We start from the raw sequence: 21750 nt of genomic DNA on the forward strand, positions 1-21750 counted from the left end.
CGCCCCGCACCCACCCCCACACACGCAGGAGAAGACAACCAGACAAGACACGAGCAGCGTTCACGACGATCCACCCACGAGCACCACCGCGCACCCACACGGGCACGACCGGCGCCACCACCACACACGCACCACTACAGCACGCGCACAGCAGATGAAAGCTCCTTAGAAAGGAGGTGATCCAGCCGCACCTTCCGGTACGGCTACCTTGTTACGACTTCGTCCCAATCGCCAGTCCCACCTTCGACCACTCCCCCCGGAAAACCGGTTAGGCCATGGGCTTCGGGTGTTACCGACTTTCGTGACGTGACGGGCGGTGTGTACAAGGCCCGGGAACGTATTCACCGCAGCGTTGCTGATCTGCGATTACTAGCGACTCCGACTTCACGGGGTCGAGTTGCAGACCCCGATCCGAACTGAGACCGGCTTTCCGGGATTCGCTCCGCCTCACGGCATCGCAGCCCTCTGTACCGGCCATTGTAGCATGCGTGCAGCCCAGGACATAAGGGGCATGATGATTTGACGTCATCCCCACCTTCCTCCGAGTTGACCCCGGCAGTCTCCCGCAAGTCCCCAACCACCCCGAAGGATGTTGCTGGCAATACAGGACGAGGGTTGCGCTCGTTGCGGGACTTAACCCAACATCTCACGACACGAGCTGACGACAACCATGCACCACCTGTGCACGACCCCAAAGGACAGGCCGTCTCCGACCCTGCACCGTGCATGTCAAGCCCTGGTAAGGTTCTTCGCGTTGCATCGAATTAAGCCGCATGCTCCGCCGCTTGTGCGGGCCCCCGTCAATTCCTTTGAGTTTTAGCCTTGCGGCCGTACTCCCCAGGCGGGGCGCTTAATGCGTTAGCTCCGGCACGGAGCCCGTGGAAACAGGCCCCACACCTAGCGCCCAACGTTTACAGCGTGGACTACCAGGGTATCTAATCCTGTTCGCTCCCCACGCTTTCGCTCCTCAGCGTCAGTAACGGCCCAGAGACCCGCCTTCGCCACCGGTGTTCCTCCTGATATCTGCGCATTCCACCGCTACACCAGGAATTCCAGTCTCCCCTGCCGCACTCCAGCATGCCCGTACCGGAAGCCAACCCGCCGTTAAGCAGCGGGCTTTCACTCCCGACGCGACACGCCGCCTACGAGCCCTTTACGCCCAATAAATCCGGACAACGCTCGCACCCTACGTATTACCGCGGCTGCTGGCACGTAGTTAGCCGGTGCTTCTTCCCCACCTACACTCACCCCATGGAACACCACAAGGCTTGGCCGATGGTGAAAGGGGTTTACAACCCGAAGGCCGTCATCCCCCACGCGGCGTCGCTGCGTCAGGCTTCCGCCCATTGCGCAATATTCCCCACTGCTGCCTCCCGCAGGAGTCTGGGCCGTGTCTCAGTCCCAGTGTGGCCGGTCGCCCTCTCAGGCCGGCTACCCGTCAACGCCTTGGTAGGCCATCACCCCACCAACAAGCTGATAGGCCGCGGGCCCATCCCTGACCGAACTGCGCCCAATCAAGACACAGACTTTCCACCACAAGACATGCATCCTATGGTCATATCCGGTATTAGCCCCGGTTTCCCGGAGTTATCCCAGAGCCAAGGGCAGGTTACCCACGTGTTACTCACCCGTTCGCCACTCACCCAGGGCCGAAACCCCGGATCCGTTCGACTTGCATGTGTTAAGCACGCCGCCAGCGTTCGTCCTGAGCCAGGATCAAACTCTCCAAAAAAGAATCCGAAACCCGGCTGAAACCATCCCGACGGGGGTCGGGACAACAACAACCATCCAAAAAAACTAATGGCATCGTAAACATAATCGACACACTGTTGAGTTCTCAAGAAACAGACACCGCATCCCCAGAGCTTTTCAGCCCCGGAGAGGTGTTCTCTTTCGGTGATCCCTACTCTACCAGATCTTCAGCCTTGCTTTTCCCACCGTTTTCGCGAGGAGACGGTGGCGCCGAATCCGTCACGCAGACGGAGATCCGGCCGCAATCCGAAGGAGGAAGGGATTTAGCCCGCCGGCCTGGTCAGACAGCGCATGCGCTGTGGTGATCCGGACTCGGCGACGTCTTCTTACGTTACGCGCGGCCGAACGCCACGTCAAACCAGCAGCTCGACAAGCCGATCAGACCCCCGCGGCAACCCGCTGCGGCTCGCTCAGCGCTGAAGCGTCGGCTTCAACTCCCGCAGCCGATCGAGCAGCCCGTTGACGAACTGCGGCGATTCCGCGGTGGACAGCTCCTGTGCCAGCGAGACCGCCTCGTCGATGGCGACCACCTCCGGCACGTCCTGCCCCCACAACAGCTCGAAGACGCCGAGCCGCAGCACATTGCGGTCCACGGTCGGCATCCGGTCCAGCGGCCAGCCGATGGAGTAGGTCTCGATCAGTGAATCAATCCGGTCGATGTGCTCGACCACGCCGTTGACCAGCTCGATCGTGTACTCACCGATACGCGGGTCGGTGTCCTGCGCGGTCATCTGCTGGGACCTGGCGACCCGGTCGGCCAGGATGCGCGACGGGTTCGCGTCCTTGAGGTCCGCCTCGAACAGCACCTCGAGTGCTCGCCGCCGCGCCTTACTCCTGGTCGCCACGTCAGTTGTTGATCCGGCCGAGGTACTTGCCCTCGCGGGTGTCCACCTTGACCTTCTCGCCGGTCGAGATGAACAGCGGAACCTGGATCTCGTAACCGGTCTCCACCGTGGCCGGCTTGGTCCCACCGGTCGAGCGGTCACCCTGCAGACCCGGCTCGGTGTACGTGATCACCAACTCGACCGCAGCCGGCAACTCGACGTACAGCGGAACGCCGTCGTGCGTGGCCACAGTGACCTCAGCGCTCTCCAACAGGAAGTTCGCGGCATCGCCCACTGTCTCGACCGGCACCTGGATCTGGTCGTAGGTGTCGGTGTCCATGAACACGAAGTCCGTGGACTCCTTGTACAGGTACTGCATCGTGCGCTTGTCCACGTTGGCCGTCTCGACCTTGATGCCCGCGTTGAAGGTCTTGTCGACCACCTTGCCGGTCAGCACGTGCTTGAGTTTGGTGCGCACGAACGCCGGGCCCTTGCCCGGTTTGACGTGCTGGAACTCCACGACGTTCCACAACTCGCCGTCGAGGTTGAGCGTCATGCCGTTCTTCAGGTCGTTGGTCGTGGCCACGGCCGGGTCACTCCTAGCGTGAGACTAAGGTTTTGCGTTCATCGCAGACCGCCAAGTCTAGCGGTCGGTCGGCGGCGCTCTTCCCGCCCGCAGGTCAGCGGGAGACCTCGGCGTAGGCGGCGGCGAGCAACTGCGGGTCGGGAGCCTCCAGCACGGCGGGTTTCGCAATACCCTGCAGCACGATGAAACGCAGCCGGTCCGCCCGGGCCTTCTTGTCGATGCGCATGGTCTCCAGCAGTTGCGGCCAAGCGTCGGCGCGGTAGGCCAGCGGCAGTCCGAGCGCGCCGAGCAGATCGCGGTGGCGCTGCGCGGTCTGCTCGTCCAGGCGGCCGGCGAGCCGGCCGAGTTCGGCGGCGAACACCATTCCCACCGAGATCGCCGCTCCGTGCCGCCACTGATACCGCTCGTTGCGCTCGATAGCGTGGCCGAGGGTGTGGCCGTAGTTGAGGATCTCGCGCAGCCCGGCCTCCTTCAGATCGACCGAGACGACATCGGCCTTCACCTGCACGGCCCGGCGGATCAGTTCGCCGGTGTGCGGGCCGCCCGGCGTCTTGGCCGCTTCCAGGTCCGACTCGATCAGGTCGAGGATCGCGGGATCGGCGATGAACCCGCACTTGACCACCTCAGCCATGCCCGCGACGTAATCGTCGCCCGGCAGGCTCTCCAGTGCGGCCAGGTCACAAAGGACGCCCACCGGCGGATGGAAGGCGCCGACCAGGTTCTTCCCCTCGGCGGTGTTGATACCGGTCTTCCCGCCGACCGCCGCGTCGACCATGCCGAGCAGCGTGGTGGGGATTTGCACCACCGGCACGCCACGCAACCAGGTGGCGGCCGCGAACCCGGCCAGGTCGGTGGTCGCTCCCCCGCCGACGCCGACGATCGCGTCGGTGCGAGTGAAGCCGGAATGGCCAAGCACCGCCCACACATGGGCCAGTACCTGCGCGGTCTTGGCCCCCTCCGCGTCGGGAACCTCTATGGTCACGGTCTCGTAGGCCACGTCCAGGTCGGCGCGGATCGCCTCGGCGGTGGCCGCCAGCGCCTTCGGATGGATCACCGCGACCCTGGCGGGCTTGTCACCGAGCAGCGCCGGCAGTTCGCCGAGCAGATTGCTGCCGATGAGCACGTCGTACGGGCGTTCGCCGCCGACCTTGACGGTGGTCGTTGCGCTCATGCGGGCAGCTCCTCGACGATCAGATCGGCGACCGCCTCGGCGGACCGGCCGACGGTGGAGACGGTGATGGTGGCCACCTGTTCGTACAGCGGCCTGCGTTGTTCGAGCAGCTGCCCGAGCTGCCCGCGCACGTTGCCGAGCAGCAGCGGGCGCGCGGTGTTCAGGCCGACCCGACGCGCCGCCTCGGCCAGATCGATCTCCAGATAGGCCACGCGCTGGCCACGCAACGCCAGCCTGGTCTCCTCGCGCACGACCGCGCCGCCGCCCAGGGACAGCACCCCCTCGTGGCCGGCGATCGCGGCGCGCACCGCCTCGGCCTCAAGATCGCGGAAGTAGGGCTCGCCCTTCTCGATGAACAGTTCGGCGATGGTCATGCCGGCGGCCGCTTCGACATCCGCGTCCGTGTCGCGGAAAGACGCACCGAGCCGCTCGGCCAGCAAGGCGCCGACGGTGCTCTTACCGCAGCCGGGGGCCCCGACGAGGATCACCCGCGGACTCACCGCAGCACCTCCAGGCCGCGCGTGCGCACCTCGGCGAGATAACCGGCGAGGTTGCGCGCGGTCTCGGAGACCGAGTCGCCGCCGAACTTCTCCAGCAGCGCCTCGGCCAGCACCAGCGCGACCATGGCCTCGGCGACCACGCCCGCGGCGGGAACCGCGCACACGTCCGAGCGTTGATGGTGCGCGACCGCGGCCTCACCGGAAGCGGTGTCGATGGTGGCCAGGGCGCGCGGGATGGTCGCGATCGGCTTCATCGCGGCGCGCACCCGCAGCGGCCCTCCAGTGGACATGCCGCCCTCGGTGCCGCCGGAATGCCCAGAGCGGCGACGCACGCCCGGCCGGCCGGGCTCCATCTCGTCGTGCGCGAGCGAACCGCGGATCGCGGCGAGGCCGAAGCCGTCGCCGAGTTCGACTCCCTTGATCGCCTGAATGCTCATCAGCGCGGCGGCGAGACGCGCGTCGAGCCGCCGATCCCAATGCACGTGGCTGCCGAGGCCCGGCGGGAGGTTGTACGCGAGGACCTCGACCACGCCGCCGAGCGTGTCACCGGCCTTGTGGCACGCGTCGATCTCGGCCACCATCGCCGAGCTCGCTTCCGGGTCGAAGCAGCGGACCGGGTCGGCGTCGATGCGTTCGAGGTCGCCGGGCCGCGGCAGCAGGCCCTCCACGGTGACCACCGGCCCGAGGCGCACGACGTGGGACAGGACTCGGATACCGGCGGCCTGGTCCAGGAAGGCACGCGCCACGTCGCCCAGCGCCACCCGCGCCGCGGTCTCCCGCGCGCTGGCGCGTTCCAGAACCGGCCGGGCGTCATCGAAGCCGTACTTCTGCATGCCGACCAGGTCGGCGTGGCCGGGCCGCGGCCGGGTGAGCGGCGCGCTGCGGGCCTGTCCCGCGCCGGTGGCGGAGAACTCGGCGGAGCCGGGTTCGAGCTCGTCGAGCGAGGCCGGACCGGCGATCGGGTCGGCGGACATGGCCGTCTGCCACTTCGGCCACTCGCTGTTGCCGATGCGGATCGCCACCGGTCCGCCCTGGGTCAGCCCGTGGCGCACGCCTCCGAGGAAGGCGACCTCGTCCTGCTCGAACTTCATCCTGGCGCCGCGGCCGTGGCCGAGCCTGCGGCGGGCGAGCGCGTCCGAGACCGCCTTAGTGGACGTGCGCACGCCGGCCGGCAGCCCCTCGATGATCGCGACGAGCGCGGGACCGTGCGATTCCCCTGCGGTGAGCCAACGCAACATGTGCCGATCATCCCATGACGCGCTCGGCTGACGGAACGCGTTGTCCACAGGTCGTATATCTTCCGACGATCAGAGGAGGCCACGTGCGCATCGGCGCCACTGCGCCGACCGGGCGAAAGTGCCGCACGCGGCACCACCAGGAATTGCTCGTCGCCCTCGGCAATGGGAGACTCACCAGTCCCGCAGCGGTGGCGAGTGTGGTGAAGTGGGGAGTTGGGATGTCGGTCGCAGGGGGCTACAGCGGCGCGGCGACAGGTACCGGGGACACGACGCGTACCACGCCTCAGGTCTACCACGACGCGGTACTCGCATCGCAGCAGTCTGCGGACCAGGCGTCCGCCAGGGGTCCGGCACCGTTGCCCCCGCTGGTGCCGCCGCCGATCGATCCGAATCTGGGTTCGTTCCCGACGCCAGGCGGCGGACCGGCCGTGTCGCAGACAGTTCCGCGACAGGACACTGAAACCCCGCCTTCCGGCCAGCCGGCCGGAGCGCCCACCTTCCCTGTAGCCCGAGTGTTCGACGGAGTCAATCCCGACGGCAGCTTGCTGATCAACCGGCAGAACCTGGACCCGCGCGAGATTCCGGCGCTGGTCGCGTACCTGACGAGGGCGGCAGTGGCGCTCTCCGCGCCCGGAACCACGCGCGACGAGTTGGTGCCCGGCGCACCGCCGAACGTGCCGCGCGTCTTCCACAGCGACGGCACGTGGATCTGGCCGGCCGCGGTCGGCTACTACCTCAGCCTGCACCAGCTTCCACCGCAGCCCGAGTTGCTCGCGCACATCAGGTCTCGCAAGTACACGCTCGGTCCCGTGCATCCAGAGGCCGCGCAGGCCGCCGCGGCACAGATCCTGGCGACCCTGAATGTCCAGCCGGTGCGAGCGCAAGGTCCGGTGCCACCGGAACCTGCACCGGTCCGGCCGACGGCGGCGGCTGTGCCGACCGGCAACCCATCGGCTGCGCTCCCATCACCCGCGGCAGCGGTTACAGCACCGGTCGCGGCACTGCCCGAGTTCAGCGCGCGCTTCAACGCCGCCGGCAACCGGCACGCGGCGTGGGTCACCGAGCAGTTGGAGGCATTTCTCGCCTTCATGCCGCTCGGTGACTGGTCGGTCGATCACGCGACGCGCGTCTATCGGCAGTCCGGCCGACAGTTCCCCGTCGACGCTCTCGGCATGCTCTCCTCCACGGGCGTATGGACGTGGGCATGGGCAGATCCGGCGGCCTGGGGCGGAAACCCGGAGATCACCGAGCAGGCGCGGCGGCTACGTGCGCTGGGCGAACGAGAGGGCGTCGCCGAGCTCACCACGCCCGCCTTCGACCTCTCCGGCATCGCGGATGCGCCGGACAGCCCGCAAGACGCCGCCGAGATGCTGGCCTGGACCTCCATGGGCCTGCTGGGCGCACGCGGCTACATCGGCCACAGTGCGGAGCACAGCGCGTCTCCCGGCGGCACGGGATTAGGCGATGCGCGCGCGTATTACGTGGTCTGCGGCTCCGAGGTGCCGAACGCGGAGCCGAGGCTCAGTACCGTGCCGCGCTTCGTCATGGAAGGCGCCGCCACGTTCGGGGAAGACGACGCCGAGTGCGTACTCGGATACGTCGAGCACTACGGCTGGGAATGGAGCCGGGTTCCGGACGGGATCGTCGTCGCCGCTGAGGGCATCGGCTCGTTCACGGTGGAGATCTCGGCCGAGGGCCGGTTGACCGGGCTGTCGCTGCACACCTGACCAGCGCCGCGGTGCGGTTCAGTAGCGGCTCAGACGACGCCAGGCGACGCGCCATCGACCGCCCGGTGTAGTGCCCCTATCCCCGCGCGCTTAGTGCAGCAGTCCCGGCGACGCGCATCGCCTCGACCACAGCGGCCCGCTGAGTCGGGTCGGCGCCCGTCATCAGCTCTACCTGCAACGAAGCCTGGTGGATGAGCAGGTCGAGCCCGCCCAATACGACACCACCAGCACACTGCCAGGCTGCGGCCAGCGGGGTCGGCCAAGGGTGGTAGAGCACGTCGAACAAGGTGCCGGCCGCAGGAACCATCCGGCTCGTCAACTCGTCCGCAGCGCCCGCGGGAGTCGTGTTGACCACGAGCGGGCTTTTCAGCGCATCGCCTGCATCCGACCAGCCGTGGACGCGCAGTCGCAGGCCAAAACGTTCGGCGACCGGCAACAACTGCTCGACCCGTTTCGGCGAGCGCACGTAGATGTCGACATCACCGGTCTGGACGATCGAAGAGAGTGCGGCCAGTGCGGATGCCGCCGTCGCGCCACCGCCCAGCACGGCAGCCTCGTCCACGCCCGTGACACCGCGTTCCGCGAGCGCGGCGATCAGTCCGGGTACATCCGTGTTCTCGCCGCGCCGCGTTCCGTCGTGTTCGAACAGCACCGTGTTGACCGCTTGGACCGAGACCGCGGTCTCACTCACGGAGTGGACCAGCGGGATGACCGCGCGCTTGAGCGGCATGGTGAGCGATAGCCCGCACCACCGCCCCGGGTCCAACTCGTCCAGGAACCCGGGAAGGGCGGCCTCGTCCACGTCGAATGCCTCGTAGCTGCGCCCGGCGAGCCCGAGCCTGCGGTAAGCCGCCACGTGCAGCACGGGCGAGAGCGAGTGCGCGATCGGCGAACCGAGCACCGCGGCTTGCAGCCGCACCCCTGTCACGGTCATCAGCCCGACCCGCACAGCCCCTTGTACTTGACGCCCAGGCTCCGCCATTGGGTGTTGTTCTGAGCGTATTGGACTCCGTCGGGAGTTGCGCAGAAGTACAGGTAGTCGTTGGCGCGGTTCGGGTTCAGCGCCGCGTCTATCGACGCCTGGTCGGGGCTGTCGATCGGACCCGGTGGCAGACCCTTGATGCCGAAGACACTGGTGTTGTACGGGTTCGCGGTGTCCCTGTTGTCCGGCACGGTACCGGTGTTGCCCATGCCGTACAGGGTCGAGGTGTCGAAGCCCAGGTGTGCGAACAGCGCCGGGTTGCTGAACCGGTTGAACACCACTCCCGCGATCTTGTTCAGGTCCGCGGTGTTCGAGCCGGCCTCGGCGCGCGCCAGCGAGGCGATGATCAGCAGCTTGTACGGGGTCAACCGGAGCGCGGCCGCCTTGGCGGTCATGTTCTCCTGGTTGAACATCGCGAGCTGGTCGTCGACCATCTTCTTGAGCAGGTCGGCCGGGGTCTTGAAATCGGTCAGCACATAGGTCTCGGCGGCGATGAAGCCCTCGATGTGCGCGTAAGGGAACTTCGCTCCGGGCTGGCCGGTGTCCCAGGCCGGCAGATCGATCTTCCCGCCGGCGATGGCGGCGCGGATGTCGGCGTCACTCCAGTTGGTCTTGGCCTCCAGCGCGGCGAAGACCTGGGCGGCGCGCTCGCCCCCGTACGTGATCAGCTGCGACTTGCTGTCCTGGTTCTTCGGGTCGAGCAGGTCCGCGACGGCCGCCGCGGCGCTGATGCCCTTCGGCAGCAGGTAGGTGCCGGCTTGTATGTTCGCGCACTTGGGCTCGGCGTTACAGGCGTTGGTGAAGGCGCGCTGGCTCTTGATCACACCGGCGTCGAACAGCTTCGCGCCGATCGTCCGGCCGCCGGCGCCGGAGGGAATGTTGACATCGACCTTGGCGCCGGTACCGGTGGTCGAGACGTAGTCCGGCGGGGCGCCGTACTTGCTCTGATACCACTGCACGCCCTTGTACCCGCCGTAGCCCAGACCGCCGGCGATCACCGAGAAGGCGAGGAACACGGCGAGGCAGTTACGGCCCTTCTTCTGCTTGGGTTTGCGTCCCTTGCCCGCCTCGCCGTCATCCGCGTCATCGTCGTCGTCGATCAGTCTGAACCGGTCGTCGTCCGGCTCGTCCCGCGACAGCGGATCGGCTTCCACTCCATGGCGCCGGCTGCGCGGCGCACCCTCAGCGCGGTTATCGGTCTCGCCGGGATACCCGGACGCGCGTCGGGAGGTGCGGGCCGAGTCGGGGAACTCGTCATCGTCCTCGTACTGCGCGTAGCCGCCGGTCGATTCGACGGACCCGCGGCGGCGCCCGTACGGGTCCTGGACCTGAGTCGGCGCCGAGCCGGGCGTCTGGAGGCCGTTGGCCGAGCCGCGGCCGGGTGCAGGCCGGCCGCCGCCGCCGCCGCGATCGACCGGATACTGGCCACTGGAGTAAGGGTCTCGCGTGCCGTTGGTCGGCGTGTATCCGCCGCTGGTGGAACCGACTGCGCTGGCGCCGCTGTCACCCGGGCTGGCGCCGTTAGGCCGCCGTGCCGGGCGCGCGTATCCGCCTGATGCGTAGGGATCCGTGGCCTGCGTACCGGGCGAATACGGCTCCGATGACGATGGATACGCGCCGGATGCGTACGAACCCGAACTGTAGGGATCGGAGCTGTAAGCATCGGTCCCGTACGAGCCGGATGCGTACGAGCCGGATGCGTATGGGTCCGATGACGGGCGCGCCGGCTGGGCCGGCCGCTGCGCTTGACCTCGCTGGCCGCCGTACTGCGGCTGGGCGCGCTGCGGTTGCTGCGATTCGTAGGACTGCTGCTGGTCGTACTGCTGCCGGGACTGATACGGCTCCTGGTACGCCGGCTGCTCGTAGGACTGGGGTTCGTAGGCTTGCTGCTCGTAGGACGGTTGTTGGTACGACGGTTGCTGATGCCCGATCGAGTCCGCGTACGCCTGCTGCTGCGAAGAGTCCCACGCATGTGGCGGGGTCGAGCGCGGACCCAGTTCGTCGTAGTACGATGCCTGCGGTTGCACAGAGTAGTCCTGCGCGTACTGATTCGACTGGTACTGGTCCTGCGCGTACTGACCGGATGCCCCCGGTTGACGCGGGTACTGGCCGGACTGCCCGGGCTGCGGTTCACGCCCTGAGGCCGCACGGCGTCCCCGGCCCGGTGCGTAACCGGGCGGGGGTGCGGGTTCCTCCAGGTCGCCGAACCAACCGTCGTCGCTCAAGCCTCGAACTCCTTAACCGGGGCGTGGGGCGCGACGTCGTCGTCGGCCGCGGACAGGTGGCCGGGCGGCCGTCCAGAGGCCCGCTCGGCGTCGAGCGCGTTCTGCAGGATCACCACGGCGGCGGCCTGATCGACCACAGCGCGGCCGCGGCGACCGCGAACTCCCGACTCGCGTAGTCCACGGGTCGCCGTGACGGTTGTCAACCTCTCATCCACCAACCGCACGGGTATCGGCCGAATTGTCCGGGCGAGGCGGGCGGCGAACTGGCGCGCCTTGACGGCCGCCGGACCCTCCGCCCCGGAGAGCGAACGGGGCAGGCCGACGATCACCTCGGTCGCCTCGTGCTCGGCGGCCAGCGCCGCGAGGCGGGCGAGGTCGCCCTCGCCCGCCTTCACCGTCTCCACCGGCGTGGCCAGCAGGCCGTCCCGGTCGCAGACGGAGACGCCGATCCGGACCGCTCCGACATCGACGCCGAGCCGCTTGCCCACTCTCACAACGGACCGTTCTCCCTGTGTCGCTGACTACGTCCTGGTACACCGACCGTCAAGGACGTACGGCGGGGCGCTCCGGTTCACCGCGCCCCGGTGCCACGTCCTGATCACGACGTCCGGCTATCCGCGCCCGGCCGCGGCGACCTGTGCCCGCACCGCTTCGAGCGCCGCGTCCAGCGCGCCCAGGTCGGTGCCGCCGCCCTGCGCGACGTCATCCTTGCCGCCGCCGCCACCGCCGAGCGTCTGGGCCGCGGTGCGTACCAGCGCCCCGGCCTTGAGACCATGATCCCTCGCCGTCTCGTTGGTCGCCACCAGGACCAGCGGGCGCCCGTTCGACGCCGCCGCCAGCGCGACGACCGCGGGCCGCGAGCCGAGCCGGCCGCGTACGTCGAACGCGAGCTTACGCAGGTCGTCCGCGGAAGTGCCGTCCGCAGCGCGGTGTGCGATGAAGGCGACGCCGTGCACGTCCACCGCCCCCGCGGCCAGCTCACCCGCGACCGCGAGGACCTGCCCGGCCTTGAGCGCGGCGATCTCCTTCTCCGCGTCCCGCAGCTTCCCGACGATGCCCGCGATCCGGTCCGGAAGTTCCTCCGGACGGGTCTTCACCAGCTCGGAGACCTGCGCGAGCAGTACGTGTTCGCGGGCGAGGAAGTCGTAGGCGTCCGCGCCGACGAGCGCCTCGACGCGCCGGACTCCGGCGCCGATGGAGGACTCGTGCAGCAGCTTGACCAGCCCGAGGCGTCCGGTGTGCAGTACGTGCGTGCCGCCGCACAGCTCGTGCGCCCAGTCGCCGACCGAGACGACACGCACGCGGTCGCCATACTTCTCGCCGAACAGAGCCATCGCGCCCATCGCCTTCGCCTCGGGCTGCGACATGATCTGCGCCGTGACCGCGAGGTCGTCGATCAGCACCGCGTTCACCAACTGCTCTGCATCCGCCAGGACGGACTGCGGCACGGCCTGCGGGTGCGCGAAGTCGAACCGGAACCGGCCGGGCGAGTTCTCCGAGCCTGCCTGCGTGGCGGTCTCGCCGAGCAGTTGGCGGAACGCGCGGTGCACCATGTGCGTCGCGGTGTGCGCCCGGGAGATCGCCTGGCGGCGGTTCACGTCGACCACCGCCTCGGCCTGCTGCCCGACGGTCACGTCGCCGTCGCGGATTACCGCGCGGTGCACGATCAGGTCCCCGACCGGCTTCTGCACATCGAGCACTTCGACCAGCGCGCCGCCGCTGAGCCGGACCAGACCGTGGTCGGCGAGCTGGCCGCCGCCCTCCGCGTAGAAGGGGGTGCGGTCCAGCACGAGCTCGATCTCCTCGCCGGCACACGCCTCGGTCGCCACCGAGCCGCCGAGCAGCAGGCCGCGCACCGTGGCTTCGCTGGTGGTCTCGCCGTAGCCGGTGAACTCGGGCGCGCCGGTGATGTCGTACAGCTGGCGGTACGCGGAAAGGTCCGCGTGCCCGGTCTTCTTCGCCTTCGCGTCCGCCTTCGCCCGCGCCTTCTGCTCGGACATCAGCCGGCGGAAGCCCTCCTCATCGACGCTCAGGCCCTGCTCGGCCGCCATCTCCAGGGTCAGGTCGATCGGGAAGCCGAAGGTGTCGTGCAGCTTGAACGCGTCCGCACCGCTCAGCTGCTTCCCGCCGGAGGTCTTCGTCGCCGTGACCGCCGTGTCCAGGATCGTCGTGCCGGTGTTGAGCGTCTCCAGGAACGACTTCTCCTCGCCGACCGCGACCGCGTCGATCCGCTTGTGGTCGGTGATCAGCTCCGGATACTGCGGGCCCATCGCCTCGACGCTCGCCGCCACGAGCTCGTGGATCGTCGGGTCGTGCGTGCCGAGCAGCCGCATGTTGCGGATCGCGCGGCGCATGATGCGGCGCAGCACGTAGCCGCGTCCCTCGTTGCCGGGGACGACGCCGTCGCCGATGAGCATCGTCGCGGCGCGCACGTGGTCGGTGACGACGCGCAGCGAGACGTCGGCCCTGTGGTCTTTGCCGTAGACCGCGCCGGTCAGCTGCGCCGCCCTGTCCATGATCTTGCGCGAGGTGTCGATCTCGTACAGGTTGTCGACGCCTTGCAGGATCGTGGCAAGGCGCTCGAGGCCGAGGCCGGTGTCGATGTTCTTGGCGGGCAGGTCGCCCAGGATCTGGAAGTCCGTCTTGCCGCTGCCCGGTCCGCGCTCGTACTGCATGAACACCAGGTTCCACAGTTCCAGGTAGCGCTCGCCGTTGACCTCCGGGCCGCCCTCCTCGCCGTATTCGGGGCCGCGGTCGTAGTTGATCTCGGAGCAGGGGCCGCACGGGCCGGGCACACCCATGGACCAGAAGTTCGGACCCATGCCCAGGCGCTGGATGCGCCCGGCCGGGACGCCGATCTTGTCGTGCCAGATCTGGTACGCCTCGTCGTCGTCCTTGTAGACGGTGATCCAGAGCTTCTCTTCCGGCAGGCCGTAACCGCCGTCCGCGACGGAGCCGGTCATCAGCTCCCACGCGTAGGCGATCGCGCCCTCCTTGAAGTAGTCGCCGAAGGAGAAGTTGCCGCACATCTGGAAGAAGGTCGCGTGCCGCGTGGTCTTGCCGACCTCGTCGATGTCCGGGGTTCGCACGCACTTCTGCACCGACGTCGCGCGCGGCGCCGGCGGCTCCTGCTCGCCGAGGAAGTAGGGCTTGAACGGCACCATGCCCGCGGGCACCAGCAGCAGGGTGGGATCGGCCGCGATCAGGGAGGCGGACGGGATCTCGGCGTGTCCGCGCTTGACGAAGAAGTCGAGCCAGCGGCGGCGGATTTCTGCGGAGTCCATCGGTCCAGTGCCTCTCGGAACGGTCGGTCCTACAACTTAATCGGTCAGGGCGCATCTCGTCGGACGGGGTGCACATGCCCGCGGGCGACCGGGCACGTGCGTCATTGTCTCAGGTGGCGGACCGGTCTTAGTCCCATTTATCCGGTCCTCCGGCCCCGACCGGTCGCGCCGAGCGGACAGGCAGACCGGCGGAGGAGCAGACGGTTCCGGTCGGCCTTTCCGCACGGGACGCGCGCTATCGCAGGTGCTTCCCATGGCCGTCCGCCGATTCGGCCGCGTCGACGCCGAGGGCGCGGTAGAGCTCGAACTCACGCTCGGCTGCCGCGGTGCGCACCTCGTCCGCGAAGCCCTGCAAGGCCTCGCCGAACACGCCGGGCAGCCCGGCGGCGCCCTCGGCGAGAGCGGACGGGGTGAGCTTGCCCAGCGTCTTGGACGCCTTCCTCACGACGAGGATGCCGGCGGCCGCGCCGAACGCGATCCAGAAGACCCGCTTGCCCATCAGCTGCCCCCTAGTCCTTCCTGGCCTTGCGCTGCGACTTGAGCTCGGCGCGCACCTTCTTCTCGACCTGCGCCTTGCGCCGGCTCGCCAGCGCGCTGCGCACGCCGTAGGAGAACGCCGCCGCCTTGATCATCGGACCGCCGACGGTCGCGGAGAAGGTGGAGGCGAGCGCGGAGGCGTTGCCGGAGAGGTTGGCGACGTTCTCGGTGATGGTGTCGACGCGCACCAACTGCTGGTTGGCGCTGACCACGGTGGTGGTGACCTCGCCGAGCAGTGGCACGGTCTGGTCCGCGATTCCGGCGACGAGCTTCTGGGTCTCCTTGAGCACCCCGGCGAGGCGTAGCAGCACGAAGCACAGGAACACGACTGCGACCGCGAAGAAGATAGCGAATACCAGCCCGACGACTGCTCCTGCCGACACCTTGGGATCCGTCCCTTCGCCCTTTTGCCCGTCGGCGCAGAACACTATCGCGTTTCGCGCTCGCGACTGGATGACCGGTCGCCCAAGAGCCCCCGCGCGCCATCGGGACGCCCCGGATCACGCAGCCGGGCCGCAACAACACGGGACCAGCGCCGGATCCGAGCGGCGCACATTCCCCCCGGCGCGGCCCGCCCGGGGTGATGAAGATGTCGAATTCACTTGAGCGGCTGCGGCGAGATTGCCGGCGCGCTATGGGCCGGGCCCGCGACGCGGGCCTCGTCTACGCAGCCGGCCGTCACTCTTCGTCGCGCATCGGGCGCGTCAGATGCATTCTCACGGCGTCGCGCACGGCACGTTCGAGGTCTGCCGGGTCCGCGGCCGCGATGGGGTTAAGACGCAGCAGGTAGCGGCAGATCGCCAGGCCCAGCGTCTGGGTCATCACCAGCGCGGCGCGCAGTTCCGCGTCGGCGTCGCCGGCGAGCGCGGCGAGGATCGGGGGCTTGATCTGCTCGTCGAAGATGCGCTGCACCTGGCCGATGGCGTCCTTGTGCGTGAACGCCGTGCGGATCAGGAGCTGTTCCACCTCGTTGGTGCCGCTCTCCCACCGGGTCATGAAGGCGTGCGCGTAGTCCTGCGCGACGCGCTCGGGGCCCGCGTCGGCCGCCACCGTCTCACGCAGCGCCAGGTCGATCGCCGCGCTAGCCTCGAACAACTGCGCCTTGCTGCCGTAGTAGCGGATGACCATCGAGGCGTCGATACCGGCGTCCGCCGCGATGGCGCGGATGGTGGCCTTCTCGTAGCCGTCCGCGGCGAACCTGGCGCGCGCGGCCGCCAGGATCGCGGCGCGCGTCTGAGCCGAGCGGTCCGTGAAATGGCGCACGGGGTGTGGCCTGTCGTCTGTCGGCGCTGCGCTCGCCGCGCCGGCTGCGCGACCGGGTTCGGGTGCCGTGGTGGACATGGGCGGCTCCGTTCGCCTCGTACTGTTCGGGCAGATGCAGGTCCATCATCGTTGGCCAACGCTTGTTGTCAAACCTGCCTGAGTCCCGTGGGGACTTCGTGGCAGCCTCGCGGGAGCCTCCGGCCAAGCGTTCTTGCGCAGCCATGTCGGCGCACTGCCGGGCGAGTCTGGGAGGATCCTCCCGGAGGTAGTCGACCGTCATGCACTTCGCCCCTTACCGCTCCGTGCTCCGGATTCCGGGGATGCGGCTTTTCATGCTGGTCGCGCTCGCCGCGCGGATCCCGGGGACGGCCACCAGTACCGCGCTGACGCTCAGCGTTGTGCTGGACCGTCATCTCGGGTATGGGGCGGCCGGCGGGGCGAGCGCCGCGTTCACGGTCGGGCTTGCCGTCGGATCACCGCTGCTCGGCCGAGCGGTGGACCGGCGCGGTCCGCGGCCGGTGCTGTGCGTGACCGGTATCGCGGCCCTGGTCTTCTGGACGGCGGCCCCGCTGTTGCCTTTCCCGGCGCTGGTCGCCGCGGCGACCGTCGGCGGGCTGCTCCAGGTGCCGATCATGGCTCTGGTACGGCAGTCGCTGGCGGCCAGGGTTCCGCCGCAGCAACGCAGGCAGGCGTACTCGCTGGACTCGATGGCCGTGGAGGTCAGCTTCATGGTCGGACCGGCGCTGGCCGTGCTGATGATCACACAGCTGGGCGACGGGATTTCGACGCTGCGCACGGTCGGGGTGGCGCTTGCTCTCTCCGCGGCGGTCATGTGGACGTACAACCCGCGCATGACCGCGCATGAAGCGGCCGAAGACGGCAGCCCCGTGACCGGCGCGGCGCAGGGGCGCCCCGACCGGCGCGACTGGCTCAGCCCCGGTTTCCTCCTGGTGCTGTTCGTCGCGGCGGCGGCGACGGTCGTGCTTTCGGGGACCGACGTGTCCATCGTCGCCGTGCTGCGCGCGCACGGTCAGGTCCAGTGGGCCGGCGTGACGATCATCTTGTGGTGCGCCGCCTCGCTGGTCGGCGGTTTCGTGCACGGCGCGGTCCCCCGACCGCTCGGCATGCTGACGCTGATGACGCTGCTGGGCGCGGCGACGATCCCGGTCGGCATGGCGCACGGCTGGCTGTTGCTCGCACTCGCGCTGATCCCGGCGGGCCTCGTCTGCGCGCCGACCGTCTCGCAGACCGTGGTCGCGGTAAGCCACGCAGTACCGCAGTCCGCGCGCGGCGAGGCTCTCGGGCTACACGCCGCCGCGCTGACCTTGGGTAACGCGGTCGGCGCGCCCCTGGCGGGCGCCGTCATCGACCATTCCTCGCCCGCGTTCGGCTTCGCCTCCGTCGGCGTGGTCGGCGCGGCCGGAGCGCTGGCCGCGGCGGCGACGGTCACCGTCCGGCGGCTGCGCCGTGTACCGCAACCGGCCGCTGCGGTAACGCCCCTCGGCGAGGCGCTGTGCGCGGCGAGCGCGGCGCCGGGCGAGTAACCGGACCCTGATTGACGGCACGGCGCGAATCAGACGCACGCATGAGACGGCGGAATAGAGGCGCAGGCCGTCGTGCTTGGATACCAACGTGGAAGCCGGTCTGATCGTCCTTGTCGTCGTGCTCGTTCTGGCGAGCGCCTTCGGTTTGTGGCGCAGGCGCACGGACGGACGAATGCGGCTCCAGCCGGCGACGGACGAGACGATGCCGATCCGCGGCGCGGAAGTCGACAGCGACGCCGACGCGCGGCGCTCGCCTGCGGCGCGTGGCGAGCAGGCCGCGCTGACCGCGCAGCAGTTGGGCGCCGCGCTGGGCAGGCGGGCGACACTGGTGCAGTTCTCGTCGGCGTTCTGCGCCCCGTGCCGCGCGGCGCGCACGATCCTCGCGGATGTCGCCGCGAAGATCGACGGGGTGGAGCACATCGAGGTCGACGCCGAGTCCCACCTCGATCTCGTGCGCGAGGTCGGCGTCATGCGCACGCCCACGACGCTCGTGCTGGACGCCGCCGGGCGGATCACCGCACGGGCATCGGGCGTGCCGCGTAAAGATCAGGTTCTTGCCGCGCTTGACGTCTCCGTACGATAGATACATGCGAGGGAAGCTGCTCACCCGTAGGCGCGCGGTAGATCACTGCCGCGTCTGCACCTGCGCGTGTCCGGGCTGCGTGCGCTAGTCCGACAGCCGGCCGGTTCCCCGCTGTTCCACTCCCGGCTGTCCCGCCGTCGTCGCGATCTCGGCCGGCTCCGGCTCGCCCGGTCGCCCCGCACATTCCCGCCCCGCACGTCCACGCCCCTTTCGGAGCGCACTGATGTCTTCCCACGTCCAGGTTCAAGACCCCGCTTTCATCGACCCGCGCGGACCCCGCTTCGGAGCAGTCATCACCACGGCAGTGCTGGCCGTGGTACTGCTCACCGGCAACGGCTGGCTGCTGGCCGCGCAGACGCTCGTCTTCGCCCTCGGCGCCTTCTCCGGGCTGAAGTTGGCGCCCTACGGGCACGTGTACCGCAGGCTCGTGCGGCCGAGCCTGCCCAAGCCCGCGGAGCTGGAGAACCCGGCGCCGCCGACGTTCGCGCAGGGCGTCGGTTTCGCGTTCGCCGCGCTCGGCACCATCGGTTATCTGTCCGGGGTGGACGCCCTCGGCCTGGTCTTCACCGCTTTCGCGTTGGCCGCCGCGTTCCTCAACGCCGCGTTCGACTTCTGCCTCGGCTGCGAGGTGTACCTGCTGATCCGTCGCGGCGCGTCGCGACGGGAGCCGGTCAACTCATGACGGTGCCGGGGCGCGAGGATGGCGCCGGTGCGGGGCAGTCGCGGTTCCGCCTGACGCTGGTGCGCGGTGACATCACCGAGCAACATGTTGACGCGGTGGTGAACGCCGCGAACTCGTCACTGCTCGGCGGCGGCGGGGTCGACGGGGCGATCCACCGGCGAGGCGGGCCGGCGATCCTGGCGGAGTGCAGGGCGCTGCGGGCCTCACGGTACGGGCGTGGGTTGCCGACCGGGCAGGCTGTCGCGACGACCGGAGGCAACCTGCCGGCGCGCTGGGTGATCCACACGGTCGGGCCGGTCTTCTCGGCCGGCGAGGACCGCTCCGCGTTACTGGCCGACTGCCATCGCAACAGCCTGCGGGTCGCGGACGAACTCGGCGCCCGCTCGGTCGCGTTCCCGGCGGTGTCGACCGGCGTGTACGGCTGGCCGCTCGACGACGCGGCGCTCATCGCGCTGCGCGCGGTGTCGCAGACGCCGACCAGCGTGGAGCTTCTCAGCTTCGTGCTCTTCGACGACCGGGCGCTCACGGTGTTCCGGCAGGCGGCTGACGCGCTCGGTCTGACCGCGCGCGACCGGCAAACGTGACCGTCGCGGCGGGTCAGGCCGGGCCGGCTCCGTCATCCGGTTTCGGTTGGCCGGAACCGGGACGCGGGCCGCTGCTCTCCCCGGCCAGCAGGGCACGGATCTTCTCCACGCGGTCGGCGTAGCGTTCCTCGATGCCGTGCCGGGTCGGGTTGTAGTACCGCTTGCCGTGGACGGCATCGGGAGCGTACTGCTGCGCGGCGACCGCGCCAGGCAGGTCGTGCGGGTACACGTACCCCTGCGCGTGGCCGAGTTTCGCAGCTCCCTTGTAGTGGCCGTCTCGCAGGTGGAGCGGCACCGGACCGGCCGAACCCGCGCGCACGTCCGCGAGCGCCGCGTCGATCGCCTTGATCGCGGCGTTCGATTTCGGCGCCAGGGCCAGCGCGATGGCCGCCTGGGCGAGCGTGATGCGGGCCTCGGGCCAGCCGAGGAACGACACCGCCTGCATCGCCGCGACCGCGGTCGGCAGCGCGGTCGGGTCCGCCAGGCCGATGTCCTCGCTTGCGGAGATGACCAGCCGGCGCGCGATGAACCGCGGGTCCTCCCCCGCCTCGATCATGCGCGCCAGGTAGTGCAGCGCCGCGTCGACGTCGGAGCCGCGGATCGACTTGATCAGCGCCGAAGCCACGTCGTAGTGCTGATCGCCGTCCCGGTCGTAGCGCACCGCGGCCCGGTCCAGCGCCTGCGCGAGGACTTCGGCCGTCACCGAGCCGAAACCCTGGTCCCTGGCCGCGCCCGCCGCCGCCTCCAGCGCCGTGAGCGCCTTGCGGGCGTCGCCGCCGGCCAGCCGCAGCAGTTGCGCGCGCGCCTCGCCGTCGAGCGTGACCGAGTCGGCCAGCCCCTGGGGCGCGACGAGGGCGCGGTCGACGAGCGTGGCGACGTCCGCGTCGTCCAGCGGTTCCAGGGTCAGCAGCAGCGAGCGGGACAGCAGCGGGGAGATCACCGAGAAGTAGGGATTCTCCGTCGTCGCCGCGATCAGCGTGACCCAGCGGTTCTCCACCGCGGGCAGCAGCGAGTCCTGCTGGGCTTTGGAGAAGCGGTGGATCTCGTCCAGGAACAGCAGCGTCTCGCGGCCGGACATGCCCAGCTCGCGGCGCGCCGAGTCGATGACGGCGCGCACCTCCTTGACGCCCGCGTTGATCGCGGACAGTTCGCGGAACACCCGGTCGGTGCTGCGCGCGACCACGTGCGCGAGCGTGGTCTTACCGGTACCGGGCGGACCCCAGAGGATCACCGAGGCGGGCACGGCGCGCGAACCGGGCGCGGCCTCCACGAGGCGGCGCAGCGGGGAGCCGGGACGGCGCAGCTTGGCCTGGCCGACGACCTCGTCGAGCGTGCGCGGTCGCATCCGCGCGGCCAGCGGGGCGCCTGCCTCGGCGCGCTCCCGGCCGACGGCGTCGAACAGGGTCTCGGGCTCCATATACCCGAGCGTAATGCGGCCCGGTGACCGTGGAAGAATCGTCGATCGTGAGGGGGATCTGCTCGGTCCGGCGACTGACCGCTGCCGAGTTGCACGCCGCGGCGCCCGACGACGTGATGGTGATCAGCGAGACCCGTGGCGGCGCGATCGCGGCCTGGTCGCTGGAGGGCGGGTTCGCATTCGCCGCCGCCGACGACTACAGCGGTTCGGCGTGCTGGCTGAGCGTCGTCGGCGAACCGCGGGCCGCGCCGTTCCTCGTGGACGCGGCGGTGGCCGACCTCGGCGCGCGGATCTCGGGGGTGACGGTCCCGCGCGGCGTGCCCTTGGCCCGGTGGAACGCCGATCCGCAACCCGGAGACGAGGCGGACAGTGATTGGGACCTGATGGCCACCTGGTCGCCGCCGCCCGCACAACCCGCGGAGTCACGGGTATCCACGATCGAGGACCGGCCGCAGATCCAGGCTTTCCTCGACCGGGTCAACCCGCGCCACTCGGTCCGCGCGGACTATGCACTGGTCGATGAGTGGGTCGCCGTGCGCGACGAAGCATCCGGCACACTGCTGGCGGTCGGTGCGTTGACGCGACGTATCTCCGGGATCGCATACCTCGCGTCGATCGCGACAGATCCCGTGCAGCGCGCAAGGGGCTTCGGCGGCGCCGTCACGGCTTCCCTGACCCGTCGCGTCTTCGAGCGCGGCGAGAAGCTGTGCACTTTGGCGCATTACCACCCGAACGAACCCGCGCGCAGCATCTACGTGCGGACCGGCTATCGGACCACACACCGGTTCTCCTCCGGCGTCATCCGCCGATAACGCGATTCGCCACCTCCCGCGCGCGGCCCGGGCACAATG

At 69.4% G+C, this 21750-nt stretch carries 19 protein-coding genes and 1 rRNA gene; 6 read left to right on the plus strand and 14 right to left on the minus strand.

Features of this window, described 5'->3' with window-relative positions:
- Positions 1–169 precede the first annotated feature (169 nt).
- From KGA66_RS11660 to aroC, 6 genes are all read right to left on the minus strand, one after another.
- Positions 170–1732, minus strand: a 16S ribosomal RNA gene (locus KGA66_RS11660).
- 430 nt (positions 1733–2162) lie between these two features.
- Entirely contained in the window at positions 2163–2597 is a 435-nt protein-coding gene (gene nusB, locus KGA66_RS11665) for a transcription antitermination factor NusB (protein ID WP_211467658.1), read from the minus strand.
- A 1-nt stretch (position 2598) separates the two neighbouring features.
- The gene (gene efp, locus KGA66_RS11670) at positions 2599–3162 is read right to left on the minus strand and encodes an elongation factor P (protein WP_211467660.1); all 564 of its coding nucleotides are present in this window, start codon (positions 3160–3162) and stop codon (positions 2599–2601) included.
- A gap of 94 nt (positions 3163–3256) precedes the next feature.
- Positions 3257–4333 (minus strand): 3-dehydroquinate synthase, encoded by a 1077-nt coding sequence (aroB, locus tag KGA66_RS11675; RefSeq protein WP_211467662.1) that lies wholly within the window; start codon positions 4331–4333, stop codon positions 3257–3259.
- The gene (locus tag KGA66_RS11680) at positions 4330–4833 is read right to left on the minus strand and encodes a shikimate kinase (protein ID WP_211467664.1); all 504 of its coding nucleotides are present in this window, start codon (positions 4831–4833) and stop codon (positions 4330–4332) included. Before KGA66_RS11680 ends, aroB begins: the two co-directional genes overlap by 4 nt.
- A complete protein-coding gene (gene aroC, locus KGA66_RS11685) occupies positions 4830–6071 on the minus strand; it encodes a chorismate synthase (protein ID WP_211467666.1) in 1242 nt (413 codons plus the stop codon). The genes KGA66_RS11680 and aroC overlap by 4 nt, the downstream gene beginning before the upstream one ends.
- Positions 6072–6289: 218 nt before the next feature.
- Between aroC and KGA66_RS11690 the strand changes: the two genes are divergently transcribed.
- Positions 6290–7798 (plus strand): DUF6882 domain-containing protein, encoded by a 1509-nt coding sequence (locus KGA66_RS11690; protein ID WP_211467668.1) that lies wholly within the window; start codon positions 6290–6292, stop codon positions 7796–7798.
- Positions 7799–7874: 76 nt separating this feature from the next.
- On the opposite strand, the gene KGA66_RS11695 is transcribed toward KGA66_RS11690, so the two are convergent.
- From KGA66_RS11695 to KGA66_RS11725, 7 genes are all read right to left on the minus strand, one after another.
- A complete protein-coding gene (locus KGA66_RS11695) occupies positions 7875–8732 on the minus strand; it encodes a shikimate dehydrogenase (protein WP_246507552.1) in 858 nt (285 codons plus the stop codon).
- On the minus strand, positions 8732–11005 hold the full coding sequence (gene mltG / locus KGA66_RS11700) for an endolytic transglycosylase MltG (protein WP_211467670.1): 2274 nt from the start codon (positions 11003–11005) through the stop codon (positions 8732–8734). Before mltG ends, KGA66_RS11695 begins: the two co-directional genes overlap by 1 nt.
- Positions 11002–11499, minus strand: coding sequence for a Holliday junction resolvase RuvX (ruvX, locus tag KGA66_RS11705; RefSeq protein ID WP_211467672.1), 498 nt, complete (start codon positions 11497–11499; stop codon positions 11002–11004). The genes mltG and ruvX overlap by 4 nt, the downstream gene beginning before the upstream one ends.
- A gap of 117 nt (positions 11500–11616) precedes the next feature.
- Complete coding sequence (gene alaS, locus KGA66_RS11710; protein ID WP_211467674.1) at positions 11617–14289, minus strand: alanine--tRNA ligase; 2673 nt, start codon at positions 14287–14289, stop codon at positions 11617–11619.
- Between the two features lie 235 nt (positions 14290–14524).
- Positions 14525–14788: a hypothetical protein gene (locus tag KGA66_RS11715; RefSeq protein ID WP_211467676.1), complete on the minus strand. Its 264-nt coding sequence runs from the start codon at positions 14786–14788 to the stop codon at positions 14525–14527.
- Between the two features lie 10 nt (positions 14789–14798).
- Positions 14799–15209 carry a DUF948 domain-containing protein gene (locus KGA66_RS11720; RefSeq protein WP_211467678.1) on the minus strand — a complete coding sequence of 137 codons (411 nt, stop codon included), beginning with the start codon at positions 15207–15209 and terminating at the stop codon, positions 14799–14801.
- Positions 15210–15504: 295 nt separating this feature from the next.
- The gene (locus KGA66_RS11725; RefSeq protein ID WP_211467680.1) at positions 15505–16167 is read right to left on the minus strand and encodes a TetR/AcrR family transcriptional regulator; all 663 of its coding nucleotides are present in this window, start codon (positions 16165–16167) and stop codon (positions 15505–15507) included.
- Positions 16168–16367: 200 nt separating this feature from the next.
- Here KGA66_RS11725 and KGA66_RS11730 point away from each other — a divergent pair, with 200 nt between their 5' ends.
- From KGA66_RS11730 to KGA66_RS11745, 4 genes are all read left to right on the plus strand, one after another.
- On the plus strand, positions 16368–17633 hold the full coding sequence (locus tag KGA66_RS11730; RefSeq protein WP_438822034.1) for an MFS transporter: 1266 nt from the start codon (positions 16368–16370) through the stop codon (positions 17631–17633).
- A gap of 88 nt (positions 17634–17721) precedes the next feature.
- Complete coding sequence (locus KGA66_RS11735; RefSeq protein WP_312886872.1) at positions 17722–18216, plus strand: TlpA family protein disulfide reductase; 495 nt, start codon at positions 17722–17724, stop codon at positions 18214–18216.
- Between the two features lie 223 nt (positions 18217–18439).
- A complete protein-coding gene (locus tag KGA66_RS11740) occupies positions 18440–18898 on the plus strand; it encodes a DUF4395 domain-containing protein (RefSeq protein WP_211467684.1) in 459 nt (152 codons plus the stop codon).
- On the plus strand, positions 18895–19482 hold the full coding sequence (locus KGA66_RS11745; RefSeq protein WP_211467686.1) for an O-acetyl-ADP-ribose deacetylase: 588 nt from the start codon (positions 18895–18897) through the stop codon (positions 19480–19482). Before KGA66_RS11740 ends, KGA66_RS11745 begins: the two co-directional genes overlap by 4 nt.
- A 13-nt stretch (positions 19483–19495) precedes the next feature.
- On the opposite strand, the gene KGA66_RS11750 is transcribed toward KGA66_RS11745, so the two are convergent.
- Positions 19496–20899: a replication-associated recombination protein A gene (locus tag KGA66_RS11750; RefSeq protein ID WP_211467688.1), complete on the minus strand. Its 1404-nt coding sequence runs from the start codon at positions 20897–20899 to the stop codon at positions 19496–19498.
- Positions 20900–20922: 23 nt separating this feature from the next.
- On the opposite strand from KGA66_RS11750, the gene KGA66_RS31555 reads away from it, so the two are divergent.
- Positions 20923–21711: a GNAT family N-acetyltransferase gene (locus KGA66_RS31555; protein ID WP_211467690.1), complete on the plus strand. Its 789-nt coding sequence runs from the start codon at positions 20923–20925 to the stop codon at positions 21709–21711.
- Positions 21712–21750 lie beyond the last annotated feature (39 nt).

This window comes from Actinocrinis puniceicyclus (assembly GCF_018283645.1).
In the GTDB taxonomy this organism is placed as follows: Bacteria; Actinomycetota; Actinomycetes; order Streptomycetales; family Catenulisporaceae; genus Actinocrinis; species Actinocrinis puniceicyclus.

Excerpts from the sequence above, each read along its gene's own strand:
- aroB (WP_211467662.1), bottom strand. The coding sequence starts at position 4,333 with ATGAGCGCAACGACCACCGTCAAGGTCGGCGGCGAACGCCCGTACGAC.
- aroC (WP_211467666.1), bottom strand. The coding sequence starts at position 6,071 with ATGTTGCGTTGGCTCACCGCAGGGGAATCGCACGGTCCCGCGCTCGTC.
- KGA66_RS11690 (WP_211467668.1), top strand. The coding sequence starts at position 6,290 with ATGTCGGTCGCAGGGGGCTACAGCGGCGCGGCGACAGGTACCGGGGAC.
- KGA66_RS11695 (WP_246507552.1), bottom strand. The coding sequence starts at position 8,732 with ATGACCGTGACAGGGGTGCGGCTGCAAGCCGCGGTGCTCGGTTCGCCG.
- alaS (WP_211467674.1), bottom strand. The coding sequence starts at position 14,289 with ATGGACTCCGCAGAAATCCGCCGCCGCTGGCTCGACTTCTTCGTCAAG.
- KGA66_RS11715 (WP_211467676.1), bottom strand. The coding sequence starts at position 14,788 with ATGGGCAAGCGGGTCTTCTGGATCGCGTTCGGCGCGGCCGCCGGCATC.
- KGA66_RS11725 (WP_211467680.1), bottom strand. The coding sequence starts at position 16,167 with ATGTCCACCACGGCACCCGAACCCGGTCGCGCAGCCGGCGCGGCGAGC.
- KGA66_RS11730 (WP_438822034.1), top strand. The coding sequence starts at position 16,368 with ATGCACTTCGCCCCTTACCGCTCCGTGCTCCGGATTCCGGGGATGCGG.
- KGA66_RS11740 (WP_211467684.1), top strand. The coding sequence starts at position 18,440 with ATGTCTTCCCACGTCCAGGTTCAAGACCCCGCTTTCATCGACCCGCGC.
- KGA66_RS11745 (WP_211467686.1), top strand. The coding sequence starts at position 18,895 with ATGACGGTGCCGGGGCGCGAGGATGGCGCCGGTGCGGGGCAGTCGCGG.
- KGA66_RS11750 (WP_211467688.1), bottom strand. The coding sequence starts at position 20,899 with ATGGAGCCCGAGACCCTGTTCGACGCCGTCGGCCGGGAGCGCGCCGAG.